The following is a 13375-nucleotide window of genomic DNA, read 5'->3' as shown; positions in this document are numbered from 1 at the left end:
AACTGTGCGTAATCTAAAAGTAGCAACAAAACTGTTTCTGTTGATCGGAGTCTTTATTGTAGCCATGGTTGCACAATCTGCTCTTGGATATGTATCGTTGACGAAAATGGTTGATAATTCTAACGCGATGTATTTCGATCGGATGGTGCCGGAAGCAGATTTTCTAAATTACCGTACCGGCAACCGGGCGATGGAAAGCATTCTGTTCCAATCCATGCAGACTAGTACAAATCAAGAGGCGAACGAATTAAAAATAAAATTCGATAGCCTTGTGAATGCGAATTCAAATATTCTGGATAGAATGCTTGTGAATGGGATCACCGAAGAGGAGAAAAAGCTTGTAAAAGATATTAAAACTGAATTTATTGTATACATCCGTTCCATGCAGGAAGCCTTTGCTTTGGGGGCTGTTAATCGCAATGTGGAAGCCTATGATTATTATAAAAATAATGTTGTACCCACAATGAATGTAATGGTTACTTTAGGTGACACATTGGAAAACAAACTTAAGGATAGTGCCGCTGCCATTAACACTTTGGTCCGCGAACAAGGGGAGCAAAGCATTCTGTTATCAAACATCCTGTCCATCGCTTTTTGTCTGCTCTGCACTGTTGTCGGAATTATCATCATAAGGATGATTGTAAAACCGGTGCAGGCTGTACAGAAGCTTATGAAAGAAGCGGAGAACAGAGATTTCACCGGAGAAGCAAGTTATCGTTCCAGAGATGAACTCGGGCAACTGACGCATTCTCTCAATACTATGCTCGAGGTATTAAGAAACCTGTTCGGGCAGATTACAGAGACTTCGCAGCAGGTTGCGGCGTTCTCTGTGCAGCTTACGGCAAATGCAGAACAGACCAGCACAGCCAGTGAAAATATTGCGGCAAACGTTCAAGAAGTAGCGGGAGGTGCAGATCAACAGGTTCATGCGGTTGAAGTAACGGCCAGAACAATGGAACATATGAAGGACAGTATTCAGCTTATTGAACGGAATGCTCAGAACATGTCTGAAACAGCCTCACAGACTTCAGATCTATCATTGGAGGGAAATGAAGCGGTCCATACAGCTGTGAGTCAAATGAGTTCAATCTATGCGGCGATTGAAGAGCTGAACAGCATTATTCATGGTTTAGAACAGCAGTCAGAAGAGATAGGTCAGATTGTAGACACTATATCAGGGATTTCAGCACAAACCAATTTGCTCGCGCTGAACGCAACAATCGAAGCGGCCAGGGCTGGAGAACATGGCCGGGGATTTGCGGTTGTCGCGAATGAGGTCCGCAAGCTGGCTGAGCAATCAGCAGGATCGGCCCAAAAAATATCTGTCCTGATCAGTACGATTCAGTCGGAAACAGGCAAAGCTGTCCGATCCATGGAACGCACGTCTAAAGAGGTTGAGAGCGGGATCGAGATTGTGAATTCGGCAGGGCAAGCATTTGCACAGATTGAAGAGTCTGTGGATAACGTCGCCGCCCAGATCAGGGAAGTCACAAATGAAGTTCAGGATCTGGCAGCAGGAACAGAAATAGTGTTTCGTTCGGTGGAAGAGATCAATACTTCTGCCAAAACTTCTGCCTCCGGCACGCAGAATATTGCAGCAGCAACAGAAGAACAGCTAGCATCAATGGAAGAAATATCAGCATCCTCAGCTTCCTTAGCCCAAATGGCCGAGGATTTGTACGACAATTTAAACGGTTTCAAGATTTATAGGAATTAAGGTAAAGAATATGCTGATAATAATTCTGAAATTCATTGTATCCGCCGGTATTTGTATTTATCTTTTTTTACGAGTAACTGCTTACAGGAAGTCATCTCGGAAACTTATCAGCAATGTCCCAAAAGCAGAGGAGCCTCTTTATCGGCAGCAGCTTGAGAAAGATCTACACCATGCGCTCGAAAATGAAGAATTTTTTCTCGTATATCAACCACAGGTCGATGTTCCCAGACAGAAAATTGTGGGCGCTGAAGCATTGCTCCGTTGGGAGCATCCCACATTCGGAATGATCTCCCCCGAGATTTTCATTCCTATCCTTGAAGAGACGGGGCTCATTTGTCCGATTGGTGAATGGGTGCTCCTCTCTGCCTGCAGACAGTTGAACAAATGGGAGGAGCATTTAACGTCAGCAATTCGTATTTCAGTAAACCTGTCCGTCAGGCAACTGATGATGGATGATATTCCAAGTATCCTCTCTGGAATTATACGTGAAACCAACGTAGATCCTCGCAGGCTGGAACTTGAAATTACAGAAAGCGGATTTCTGACACATACGGAGAGCATGATAGCAACCGTAGAAAGTATCAAAGCAACCGGTGTGAATATCGCGATAGATGATTTTGGAAGCGGACAATCTTCTTTAAGTTATTTTAAGTATTTTCCAATAGATACACTCAAAGTTGACCGGATCTTCATTCGTGAAATGATAAGCAGCAATTGTGATCAGGCGATTGTATCATCTTTAATCTTCCTGGCACACAATCTGGGTATGAAGGTCATAGCTGAAGGGGTGGAACGAATGGAAGAACTAGAGCTTCTGTCTGATTATAAATGCGATGAGATTCAAGGATTTCTGTACAGTAAGCCCTTAGCGGTGAGAGACTTTGAAGATTTACTGGCGTCCGAAGGGATTTTTAACTATGATTTGGTGCTACAGTAGTTAATTCCGGCCGGGCCTCCCAATGATTGGAGCTGTGGGAATCTGGATGCACTCTTATAAGATTACTAGTTTTCTGATAGAATACTCCTAGAGGCGCAATGCAAATTGTATGCACAAGGAGAGGTTACACATGAGCACAGTAACAGAAACTAAGGGCCGGGTAATGATCGTGGATGGAATGGCTCTGCTGTTCCGGGCTTTTTATGCTACCTCTTATGGAGGATATATCCGCAAGACCAGCGCCGGGCTTCCGACGAATGCGGTGTATGGATTTTTGCAGTATTTTTTCGACGCGGTGAGTACGTTTGAGCCTTCACATGTGGTCTGCTGCTGGGATATGGGCAAGGGTACGTTCCGTACGGAGAAGTATGACGGCTACAAATCGAACCGCATTGATGCGCCGCTGGAGCTGATTCCGCAGTTTGACCTCGTGAAAGAGGTAGTGGCCGAGCTGGGCGTGCCGAATATCGGTCTGGTTGGTTATGAGGCAGATGACTGCATTGGTACATTGGCTTCGTGCTACAGCGGGGAGTCAGAGGTCTATATTCTCACAGGTGACCACGATATGCTGCAGCTGGTGAATGACAGCGTCAAGGTCGTGATTATGAAAAAAGGCCGCTCCAACTATAAAGTGTATGATCCGGCGGAGCTCCTTGCTGAACGTGGCCTCACCCCTGCACAGGTGATTGACCTGAAGGGCTTCATGGGAGACACCAGCGACAATTATCCCGGCGTTAAGGGCATCGGTGAGAAAACAGCCACCAAGCTGCTGACCGAATACGGCACCGTGGAAGGTGTCATTGAGAACCTGCATCTGCTGCCCAAAGGCGTGCGGGCCAAAATCGAGGCTGACCTCGATATGCTGCATCTCTCGCGGGAGCTGGCGGAAATCCGCTGCGATGTGCCGGTGGTCTGCGAACTGGCGGACTGTCTGTGGGCACTGCAGCGGGATACTGCGGCACGCAAGTTCAATGAGCTGGAGTTCGGCAGCCTGATGCATCTGATCGGCGGGATCGCCGAGGTCCGGGATGACCGGGGAATCGTACAGATTGAACTCGGAGATTTGGGCTGAGAAGAGCTTAGTTATAGGCTTAGGCAGGCCAGAGCCTCCTGAATAAGCAGAAGACCCCTCGCGAAAGTCTCGCGATAGGGGTCTTTTTGTGTTATCCCTGACAACTGAATACCATATGCCGGGCTCAGATTACAATTCCGTCGCAGTGATCGATCTCATGCTGAATGATCTGCGCCGCAAATCCGGTGAAGGTCTGCTTCTGCGGTTTGAAATTACGGTCGAGGAACTCTACCTCAATGGAATCATAGCGCATAGTTCTGCGTACGCCATCATGTGAGAGACAGCCCTCCTCAGCCTCATAAGGACTGTTACGCCCCGTGATGACCGGATTAATCATGGGGACATTCACTGGTCCGATACTGAACGCGATGATGCGCTTATTGACACCGATCATATCAGCCGCCATGCCGACACACCGGTCTGCATTCGCGCGCAATGTATCCAGAAGGTCATCTAACACCGGCAGATCCTCTTTAGTTGCCGGTGTGGACTTCTGGCTTAGAATCGTCATATCTTTACATATGGGTCTGATCATAGTATTCTCCATGTGTTTTATTTGGTTGCCACTGCCATAATATCATCTTTTGTATGGACAGTGAAATGAATCTTGCCGGAACAATAATGTAAAGCCGCCAGACACTTTCGGGTATTTGGTGGTTTTTTGCAGTGCATTGGGGTTCAGCAGGGGGGATATCGTGTATGGTGCGGAATTACAGATTTACTTTGCTTATTCGACAAGACTACTGTAGAATTAATAAGTATATAATGGTAAAAATTGGTAACAAAAAGGGAGCATGCGTATGAAACTGAAATATCTAGGACTCACCGCAATTGTGCTGGTTTTCACGCTGTCGTTCTCCAGAATTTTGCTGCCCGCTTCAGCTGCGGTAATAGACATGAATTTGGGTTCAGCGGCCACTTTCGGGCTACTCGCAAAGACGATGACAACGGTTGAGACTTCCGTTTCCGGAGATACGGGAGCTATTACTCAGACCGTAATTCCACATATAACGAATGGGAATAATTATTTAGATGATAGTGTTTATCATGCTGCTGACATTGATTTGGGAAATGTGATTGGGTATGCAAATTCACAGGTGCCCACTGTTAATGGAACGGCTGGAGCGGATCTGGGAGGCGAAATCCTACTGCCCGGTATATATAATTATCCAGGTGCAGTTAATATCAGTGCTGATGTAACTCTTAGCGGTGATGATATTTTTATCTTCCAAATTGCAGGGACATTGGATACAACAGCCGGTACGAAGATTCTATTAACAGACGGGGCACAAGCCTGTAATATCTATTGGGTGGTAAACGGGGCCACGACACTCGCGGCAAATACGGAGTTCAAAGGCAGTTTATTGAGTCAATCTTCAGCAACAACGGTTGGTATCAATACTATTATAAATGGCAGAATTCTGTCACAAGATGCAGTTACATTCACTGGCCCGGGCCCGTCTAACATTACCGTTCCAGCTTGTGTACAGGAGCCGCCTGTGGAACCACCGGTACAACCGCCTGTAGAAACAGATTCACCAGCGCCAATACCGGCCACAGCAACGCCAATACCGGCCACGGCAACGCCAATACCGGCTACGGCAACGTCAGTACCAGCTACGGCAACGCCAGTACCAGCTACGGCAGTACCAATACCGGCCACGGCAACGCCAGTACCGGCAACGTCAGTACCAGCTACGGCAACGCCAGTACCAGCTACGGCAGTACCAATACCGGCCACGGCAACGCCAGTACCAGCTACGGCAACACCAATACCGGCTACGGCAACACCAATGCCGGCTACAGCAACGCCAGGCCCCGCTGCTTCACCTGTTAATACTCCTGCTGCTTCATCTCCTGCGGAGCTGCCGGCAGTGCCTGCTTGGATTGTTGAAACGGAATGGGTTAAAGTAGGCTTACTTCCGGACGGGGATATGATTATTGATGCAAAGCTCCCTGATAATCAAGAAGAAACAGGAGTGTGGAATTTCGATCTGGGGGGGAAGTTATACAATATAGAAGGAACTGAAAGTGTCAATTATAGGATCGCTAAAGCACCGGTAGGGACTTATAATATTCTGGTGAGATTCACTTCCCATAACGGAACAGTGTTTAAGTTTGAGGCGGTTCCCGTATCTGTACCTACAGTCACCGGAGGCCAGCTTCCGGCTACCGCGACGCCGTGGTACAACTTGCTTCTCTCCGGATCTCTATTAACCATAATGGGAGGAGTAATCTTATGGAGGAGAAAGCTTCGTGAATAAACGGCACACTGAGCATAAAGTAAAAGCCGGAAAACAGATATACATTATCTCCCTGGGATCAATGATTCTGGGGATCTTGTCTATCTCTTGGGCCCTGATTCATATCCAGGCGCAAACCGTTCCCGTTGATTATAATGAGAATACTGATCGAATCCCAATTCAGGCTGATCTGCGCAATAGTGTAAAGAGCAGCATCGCCGTTCCGGTAGAAGGAAGCGATTCCAGCAGCATACCGCCGCAGGAGGATATCCTTTATCCCATAAGGCCGCTTGAAGGCGATGTTATCGGAAAGCTGAAAATTCCGGCTTTACAGCAAATTCTTCCGATTATACACGGGACAGACGAGGATGAGCTGGAGGAGGGAATTGGACATTTCTCGGAAAGCGTCCTGCCGGGTGAGAATAACAATTCGGTTCTATCCGGACACCGGGATACTGTCTTTGCTAAATTAGGCGAACTGGAAATAGGGAACGAGCTTGTCGTTGATACATCAGCGGGTTCTTTCACCTATAAGATAAGTACTATACGGATTGTTGATAAAGATGATAAAACGATTATTGTACCTACAGACCACGCTGTCCTAACCGTAAGTACCTGCTATCCCTTTCACTTTATCGGCGCGGCTCCCGACCGTTATATTCTCGTCGCAGACCTGATCGCTGAAGTCCGTTCCCCCACAACATGAAGATCTTTCGGCTTACCCTTATCCTTTGACAGCTCGGTGTCAAGGGATTTTTTTGGAGGGAAAACGGGTCTGACCACCCAAAGCAGTACTTTATCCTATGCGCCACTGCAGCGATGGATGGAAGGATTCTTAAGAAACGGTGCACGAGCCACTTAATTTAAAGATTGACGAACCAGCGGAAGCCTGACTATAATATTAATATAAGTGTTAAATGATTAACAAATATATTAACTTAAAGAGGAGCGTTAACTGAAATGGCAGAACGCATTTTACTGAACACTGACATCCGCAAAGGCACAATTAACCGCAACATCTACGGACATTTCGCTGAGCATCTGGGCCGCTGTATTTATGAAGGTATCTGGGTTGGCGAGGATTCACCGATTCCGAACACGAACGGTATCCGTAACGATGTGGTGGAAGCGCTTAAGGAAATGAAGATTCCCGTATTGCGTTGGCCGGGCGGCTGCTTCGCCGATGAATATCACTGGAAGGACGGCATTGGCCCAAGTGAAGAACGCAAGCGCATGATCAATACCCATTGGGGCGGTGCGGTTGAGAACAATCATTTTGGTACACATGAATTCATGCGGCTCTGCGCCATGCTGGAATGTGAGCCGTACATCAACGGCAATGTAGGGAGCGGAACGGTACAGGAGATGTCCGAGTGGGTTGAGTATCTGACCTTTAACGGTGTATCGCCGATGGCTGAGCTGCGCCAGAAGAATGGACAGGAAGAGGCCTGGAGTGTAGCTTACTTCGGCGTGGGCAATGAGAACTGGGGCTGCGGCGGCAATATGCGTCCTGAGTATTATGCTGACCTGTACCGCCAATATCAGACTTATGTGCGCAACTATGGGGATAACAAGATTCACCGGATCGCCTGCGGTGCGAACTCGGATGACTATAACTGGACCGAAGTACTGATGCGCGAAGCCACCCGCTTCATGGATTCGCTTACCCTGCATTACTACACCCTGCCGACTTCGGATTGGGCTAATAAAGGTGCGGCTACCGGCTATGGAACGGATGAATATTTCAACACATTGAAGAAGGCGCTGTTCATGGATGAGCTGGTTACCCGCCACAGTGTCATTATGGACAAATACGATCCGGACAAAAGAGTGGGCCTGATCGTTGATGAATGGGGCACCTGGTATGATGTGGAACCCGGTACGAACCCTGGATTCCTCTACCAGCAGAACACGATCCGTGATGCGCTGGTTGCCGGTCTGACCCTGAATATCTTCCACAAGCACAGCGACCGTGTACGGATGGCGAACATTGCCCAGACTGTAAACGTGCTGCAGGCTGTAATTCTGACCGAAGGCGAGAAAATGCTTCTGACTCCAACCTACCATGTATTCAATATGTATAAAGTACATCAGGATGCGGAGCTGCTGGATCTGACGATCGACAGCCCGGTTTACAGCTATGAGGGCGTGGAGATTCCTGAAGTATCTGCTTCAGCTTCCGTAACAGCAGAGGGCGTCATTCACGTCAGCCTGTGCAACCTGAATCACGCTGCACCGGCAGTATTGCCGCTGGAGCTGCGCGGACTGGCTGGACAGTCAGCAGCCGTAAGCGGCACTACACTTGCAGGGTCTTCCATCGATGCCCACAATACCTTCGGGCAGCCGGAAGCGGTAGTACCGCAGCCGTTCACCGCCTTCCAGCTTGAAGGCGACACGCTTACGGTTGAACTGCCGCCAATGTCGGTGACAGTACTGGCAATTACTCCGGGAGCTTAACGGGAGGGAGCGCAGCATGACTACAACCTCAGCATGCAAGGGATGCCGGGAAGAGTACAAGGTGACGGAAGCGCAGATTGCCCGGATTCTCGCCTCCTCCATGTTCAATCCGGAGAATACAGCCCCGGACGAAGTATACGCCGAGCGGGTTGCCCTATGCGGAGCTTGTCCCAAGCTGCAGGATGGCGTAACCTGCATTGCCTGCGGCTGTATTATACCGGTTGTAGCCCGGCTGAAGGCACGCGGCTGTCCGCTGCCGGGCGGCGGCCTGTGGCAGCCGGTGACTGGTTAAACTGCAAAGCTGTCCTGCAATACACCCGTAACCACAACAGCGGCAGCGGGGGACCTGAGCTTAAGGTCTCCCGCTGCCGCTGTTTGCTGCACCATCCTGTTTGGGTCATTCCGCCAGACTGGCACTTGCCGAAGCATCAACTGCATCTGTATAAAAGAGCTCAAACACAAGATCCTCGTTATAGTTGCCGAACCCCTTGCCGAATAAGGTAAGGCCGCCGATATGCTCCGCATCCTCTTCCACAGAGACCTTGAACGTCCACTGCTTATCACGGATACCGACCTGCTCCAGTGTAACCTCTGACAGCTTCTGACCGTCCATGAACGTGCCCGCCGGAGTAATCCTCAGCTGCTTAAGCAGTCCATATTGGTTGGTGAGCGCAGGCCACCAGGCAGGAGTGTATTTGCCCGGGCTGTCCCCGTAGTCGCCGGGGCTGGTCCAGAAACCGAGCCGCTGTCCGTTCAGTGTGAAGGTGATGTCGGAAGGCCAGTTATTATTGATGGACGGGGCTTCGGAGGCAATCTCCATCGTGATGACCAGCTCCTCAGGCTTCTGGCTGGACAGCAGGAAGTTCGGGATTTTATATTCCACGAATCCTTTGCCGAACCACAGGATGCCTGCATTCACCCGCTCCTGATCCCAGAAATACCGCGGATCGTCAAAGTTGCCGATTACCCGCTCGGTTGTAGATAATCCGCAGGTCGGTTCAATCTGGAAATCAGAGTAGTGGCCCACGGGTATTTCCTTACGGTAGCCTCTGCGCTGTGTTCTGGCTTGTCCAGGGAAAATAATCTCAGCACTCTCGGCGGCCAGTGTACAAATCTTCTGTAGTCCGCTGCGCCCGGGAGCCATGTGGCTGCGGATCAGTCCGGCAGCTTCCAGCTTGCGCACATGCATCGTCATAATGGCACTGCTGAGCTTCAGCGCCCCGGCCAGTTCCTTGACGTTCATAGGCTGTTCGGACAGGAGCCGCAGCATCTGCAGGCGCACAGCACTGGATAACGCTTCGTACACGGGTAAAGATTGGTCGGTTAGATCAAGTTTCATGCGCTGCCTCCACGTTCAGGTTATATAGTTAATAATTATATTACTCAAATGACATTCTTACAAGCAAATGAACGCTGCCTTACAAGCAAATGAATACTGCGCCTCGCAGCCGCTCCAATTTTATCACAGACATGCAGAGCCTGTTCCGCTATGATGTAGGATGGATTAGCGATGTAACAAGGTGCTCTTGCCGGATCAGGCAAGGGATAACAGGGAATCGGGTGCAAGTCCCGAGCGGTCCCGCCACTGTAAGGAAGAGCTGAACTTCATGATGTCACTCGGGGAGAACCCCGGGGAAGACGAAGGATATAGCGCCCGTATTCCAAGCCAGGAGACCTACCTTGATTACGCACACCACGACTCTACGCGGATAGGAGCGGTGTACGGATAGGTTAATGAGATGAAGCGATGTGCCTGCAGGACCGGAGGGAATCTTGAAGATCAAGATCAGAGCCGGTTCAATGTTATGCAGACACAGCGTTGAGCGGCCCATGCGGAGCGACCGGGTGCAGAACCCCTTGTTGGCGCACGGCAGTGCTCTCTATCGAATCATACCTGCGTACATACACTCCCACCCTGAAGGGCGGGAGTTTTTTGGGTTTGCTATATTAAAGAAACTTGGAGGCTGACAAATGAAGAAACGCGGATTTTGGAGTTTTGCGGCGCTGATTGCCGGATTTACAGTGTACTTTATGCTGAATGAACCGGGAACGGCCCAGGCTATGCACATTATGGAAGGGTTTCTGCCGGTAGGCTGGGCCGTGTTCTGGTGGGTGGCGTTCTTACCGTTCTTCATACTCGGGATTATCAGGCTTAGATCGATGACCAGGGAGAATCCGGAGCTGAAGCTGCTGCTCGGTCTGGCAGGGGCGTTCACCTTCGTCTTATCGGCGCTCAAAATGCCTTCCGTTACCGGAAGCAGCTCGCATCCTACAGGTACCGGACTTGGCGCAGTTATGCTGGGACCGTTGCCGATGGGCGTGATCGGCTCGATCGTGCTGTTGTTTCAGGCGCTGCTTCTGGCGCACGGGGGGATCACTACGCTGGGGGCGAATGCGTTCTCGATGGCGGTCGCGGGGCCTTTTGCCGGATATGCAGTCTATAAGCTGATGATGAAGCTGCCGGACCGCGAGAAGCTGGCCTTATTCTGTGCAGCGGCGGTTGCCGATCTGATGACTTATGTAGTGACTTCCTTCCAGCTTGCGGTGGCTTTTCCGGCTGCGGATGGCGGAGTCCTGGCGTCTTTTCTCAAATTCGGGGGGATCTTTGCCGTGACGCAGATTCCGCTGGCCATCAGCGAAGGGCTGCTGACCGTATTATTGTGGAACTGGCTGAAATCGTACAGTCCGAATGAAATGTCGCTCCTGAAACGTAAGGTCAAAGGGGGAAATGCATAATGAGCAATAAATGGAAAAATGGATTGATGCTGCTGGCTGTTGTCCTGCTGTGTGTCTTGCCGCTGCTGTTCGTGAGTGGTGATTTCGGCGGGGCCGATGATGCTGCCGAGGGTGTGATCACAGAGATTAACCCCGAATATGAACCCTGGTTCAAGCCGCTGACCGAGCTTCCGGGTGAGACGGAGAGTATGCTGTTCGCATTGCAGGCGGCGATTGGCGCCGGGGTGATCGGATATTCACTGGGGCTGCTGAAAGGGAAACAAGGCCAGGCGAAGCAGAACAGCATCAGCAAGTGATCAGACGAATTGATGTCCTTTCTTATAATAATGCCTTGAGGCAGCTGTCTCCCATGTGGAAAAGCTCGTTCGCGGCACTGATGTTCCTGCTCTCCTATACCGTGCATCCGGTGCTGCAGCTTGTGATTACGCTGTGGATGATGTCCTGGTGCATCCTGCATGCCAAAATTCCCTATCGCGCCTACGGGCTGTTGTTTGGCACGGCGCTGCTGTTCTATTGCCTTAGTGTACCGGCGCTGCTCGTGGAATTCGGCCACCCGGCTGCCGGGGAAGCTGGCATATTCCGGATTTCGGGGCCGCCTCTTCCGGTATATATCACGGCAGCAGGGCTGGAGCGGGCCGGTGAACTGCTGGCCAGAGTCTCGGCCTGCATGAGCTGCTTCTTCTTCCTAATGTTCACCACCCCGTTCAGCGAGCTTCTGCAGGTGCTGCGCAGGCTGCGTATGCCGCAGATTGTGCTGGAGCTGATGCTGATCATGTACCGCTTCCTGTTCCTGCTGAATGATGCGGCGCACGGGCTGATGCTGGCCCGGAGGCTGCGCGGCGGCCGCAGAGGGTATAAGGCCAGGCTGCAGGAGACTGCGGCCATGACCGCGGCCCTCTTCGGCAATACGATGCACCGTTATTACGGATTGTCGCAGGGGCTGCTGACCCGCGGGTTCACGGGGGAGATCATTCTGCCGCCGTATACCGCGCGGCCTGTGCCGCGGCGTTATGCGGTCCGGGCGTATGCCGGGATCGCTGTGCTGGCGCTGGCGCAGCTTTGGCTGTGGCTGCGGGGTTGAATTTAAGATTTTAGTGCAGGAAATCTGCTGGCTTTGTTGAAATCATGCCCAAAGTACAACAATTTCCCCGGAATATCGGATGTATTCCAAGATTGTTGTACAAAAGGCAGCATTTCACTTCATTTAGTTGGCTCTGAGGGAAGATTGTTGTATTCCATACAACAATCCCCCAGAAGGCCGGAGTATCCAGGATTCAAAGCTGTAAAACGTACAACATTTATCCGATACCGCTTTGCCAAATCACATTAGAGGAGTACGTCATGGACATGGAATATAGTCTGGCTTTTGACGGGGTGGTGTTTCATTACCCGGATACGAAGGAAGCCGCGCTGCGTGAACTAACCATCTCCATTCCCAAAGGCCGCAAAACGGCGGTGCTCGGCCACAATGGTTCGGGCAAATCGACCCTGTTCCTGCATGCTGTCGGCATTCTGCGTCCACAGAAGGGTACGGTTCAGCAGGGAGGCAGGACATTGTCCTATGCCAAAAAAGAGCTGGCCGCGCTGCGGCGCAGTGTGGGTCTTGTTTTTCAGGACCCGGAGCAGCAGCTCATATTGAGCACACCTCTGGAGGATGTGTCCTTCGGGCTGCGGGGAACGGGGATGGACGAAGCCGCAATAGCTGAGCGCTGCCGCAGTGTCATGGAACTGCTGAACCTGACGGAGCTGAGTGACAAACCGGTTCACCAGCTTAGCCTGGGGCAGAAAAAACGCACCGCACTCGCCGGAGTAATGGCGATGGAGCCGGAGCTGATCCTGCTGGATGAGCCGACCTCGTATCTGGACCCGTTATCCGAGACACAGATGCTCCAGGGTCTTGATCTTATACATGAAAAAGGCACAACCGTAGTTATGGCTACGCATGATATGAACTTGGCGTACCGCTGGGCGGACTGGATTATCGTACTGGATCAGGGGAGGTGCCGGGCTGAGGGGACGCCGGAGGAGATTTTTGCCGGGGCGGAAGAATTGCAGGCCATCGGCCTCGGTCTGCCGCTGCTGGCCGACTTGTGGTACAGCCTGCCTGCACGGCACACCGCCGGCCAGCCAGCCCCCCGCACGGCGGGAGATTTCAAAGCTGTACTAAACAGGCTGCTGAATAGTTAATACAGGTATTCATGAACGGGGGAAGA

General features: G+C 50.9%; 13 protein-coding genes and 1 riboswitch. Of the genes, 11 read left to right on the top strand and 2 right to left on the bottom strand.

The genetic code is table 11. From position 1 onward, the window contains the following. Positions 1-4: 4 nt before the first annotated feature. The 3 genes from NYE33_RS30600 to NYE33_RS30590 all read left to right on the top strand — a co-directional run bounded on the left by NYE33_RS30600 (position 5) and on the right by NYE33_RS30590 (position 3726). Positions 5-1717 (top strand): methyl-accepting chemotaxis protein, encoded by a 1713-nt coding sequence (locus NYE33_RS30600; protein WP_336102650.1) that lies wholly within the window; start codon positions 5-7, stop codon positions 1715-1717. A gap of 10 nt (positions 1718-1727) precedes the next feature. After that, positions 1728-2654, top strand: coding sequence for a putative bifunctional diguanylate cyclase/phosphodiesterase (locus NYE33_RS30595; RefSeq protein WP_052421746.1), 927 nt, complete (start codon positions 1728-1730; stop codon positions 2652-2654). 130 nt (positions 2655-2784) lie between these two features. Then, complete coding sequence (locus NYE33_RS30590; RefSeq protein ID WP_042135106.1) at positions 2785-3726, top strand: 5'-3' exonuclease; 942 nt, start codon at positions 2785-2787, stop codon at positions 3724-3726. 124 nt (positions 3727-3850) lie between these two features. Here NYE33_RS30590 and NYE33_RS30585 read toward each other — a convergent pair whose 3' ends face one another. Next, the gene (locus NYE33_RS30585; RefSeq protein ID WP_076242645.1) at positions 3851-4261 is read right to left on the bottom strand and encodes a peptide deformylase; all 411 of its coding nucleotides are present in this window, start codon (positions 4259-4261) and stop codon (positions 3851-3853) included. A gap of 265 nt (positions 4262-4526) precedes the next feature. Here NYE33_RS30585 and NYE33_RS30580 point away from each other — a divergent pair, with 265 nt between their 5' ends. The 4 genes from NYE33_RS30580 (at position 4527) to NYE33_RS30565 (ending at position 8718) form a co-directional block, all read left to right on the top strand. Next, positions 4527-5990 carry an ice-binding family protein gene (locus NYE33_RS30580; RefSeq protein ID WP_341069080.1) on the top strand — a complete coding sequence of 488 codons (1464 nt, stop codon included), beginning with the start codon at positions 4527-4529 and terminating at the stop codon, positions 5988-5990. Further along, the gene (locus NYE33_RS30575; RefSeq protein ID WP_076242647.1) at positions 5983-6675 is read left to right on the top strand and encodes a class D sortase; all 693 of its coding nucleotides are present in this window, start codon (positions 5983-5985) and stop codon (positions 6673-6675) included. The genes NYE33_RS30580 and NYE33_RS30575 overlap by 8 nt, the downstream gene beginning before the upstream one ends. Positions 6676-6929: 254 nt before the next feature. After that, complete coding sequence (locus NYE33_RS30570; protein WP_076242648.1) at positions 6930-8426, top strand: alpha-N-arabinofuranosidase; 1497 nt, start codon at positions 6930-6932, stop codon at positions 8424-8426. Between the two features lie 16 nt (positions 8427-8442). Further along, on the top strand, positions 8443-8718 hold the full coding sequence (locus NYE33_RS30565) for a DUF6171 family protein (RefSeq protein WP_042135112.1): 276 nt from the start codon (positions 8443-8445) through the stop codon (positions 8716-8718). Positions 8719-8823: 105 nt separating this feature from the next. Here the strand turns inward: NYE33_RS30565 and NYE33_RS30560 are convergent, their stop codons facing one another. After that, positions 8824-9765, bottom strand: coding sequence for an ArsR/SmtB family transcription factor (locus NYE33_RS30560; protein ID WP_042135114.1), 942 nt, complete (start codon positions 9763-9765; stop codon positions 8824-8826). A 162-nt stretch (positions 9766-9927) separates the two neighbouring features. Further along, positions 9928-10123: riboswitch (cobalamin riboswitch) on the top strand. A 274-nt stretch (positions 10124-10397) separates the two neighbouring features. Between NYE33_RS30560 and NYE33_RS30555 the strand changes: the two genes are divergently transcribed. The 4 genes from NYE33_RS30555 (at position 10398) to NYE33_RS30540 (ending at position 13349) form a co-directional block, all read left to right on the top strand. Beyond that, on the top strand, positions 10398-11162 hold the full coding sequence (locus tag NYE33_RS30555; RefSeq protein ID WP_042135116.1) for an energy-coupling factor ABC transporter permease: 765 nt from the start codon (positions 10398-10400) through the stop codon (positions 11160-11162). Further along, a complete protein-coding gene (locus NYE33_RS30550) occupies positions 11162-11458 on the top strand; it encodes an energy-coupling factor ABC transporter substrate-binding protein (RefSeq protein ID WP_042135118.1) in 297 nt (98 codons plus the stop codon). The genes NYE33_RS30555 and NYE33_RS30550 overlap by 1 nt, the downstream gene beginning before the upstream one ends. After that, on the top strand, positions 11455-12243 hold the full coding sequence (gene cbiQ, locus NYE33_RS30545; protein ID WP_341069073.1) for a cobalt ECF transporter T component CbiQ: 789 nt from the start codon (positions 11455-11457) through the stop codon (positions 12241-12243). The genes NYE33_RS30550 and cbiQ overlap by 4 nt, the downstream gene beginning before the upstream one ends. Before the next feature lie 260 nt (positions 12244-12503). Beyond that, on the top strand, positions 12504-13349 hold the full coding sequence (locus NYE33_RS30540; RefSeq protein WP_144025968.1) for an energy-coupling factor ABC transporter ATP-binding protein: 846 nt from the start codon (positions 12504-12506) through the stop codon (positions 13347-13349). The last annotated feature ends 26 nt before the right edge of the window (positions 13350-13375 follow it).

It is taken from the genome of Paenibacillus sp. FSL R10-2199, assembly GCF_038000235.1.
Classification (GTDB): Bacteria; Bacillota; Bacilli; order Paenibacillales; family Paenibacillaceae; genus Paenibacillus_AQ; species Paenibacillus_AQ phytohabitans.
This window is presented reverse-complemented; position numbering and strand designations above follow the sequence as displayed.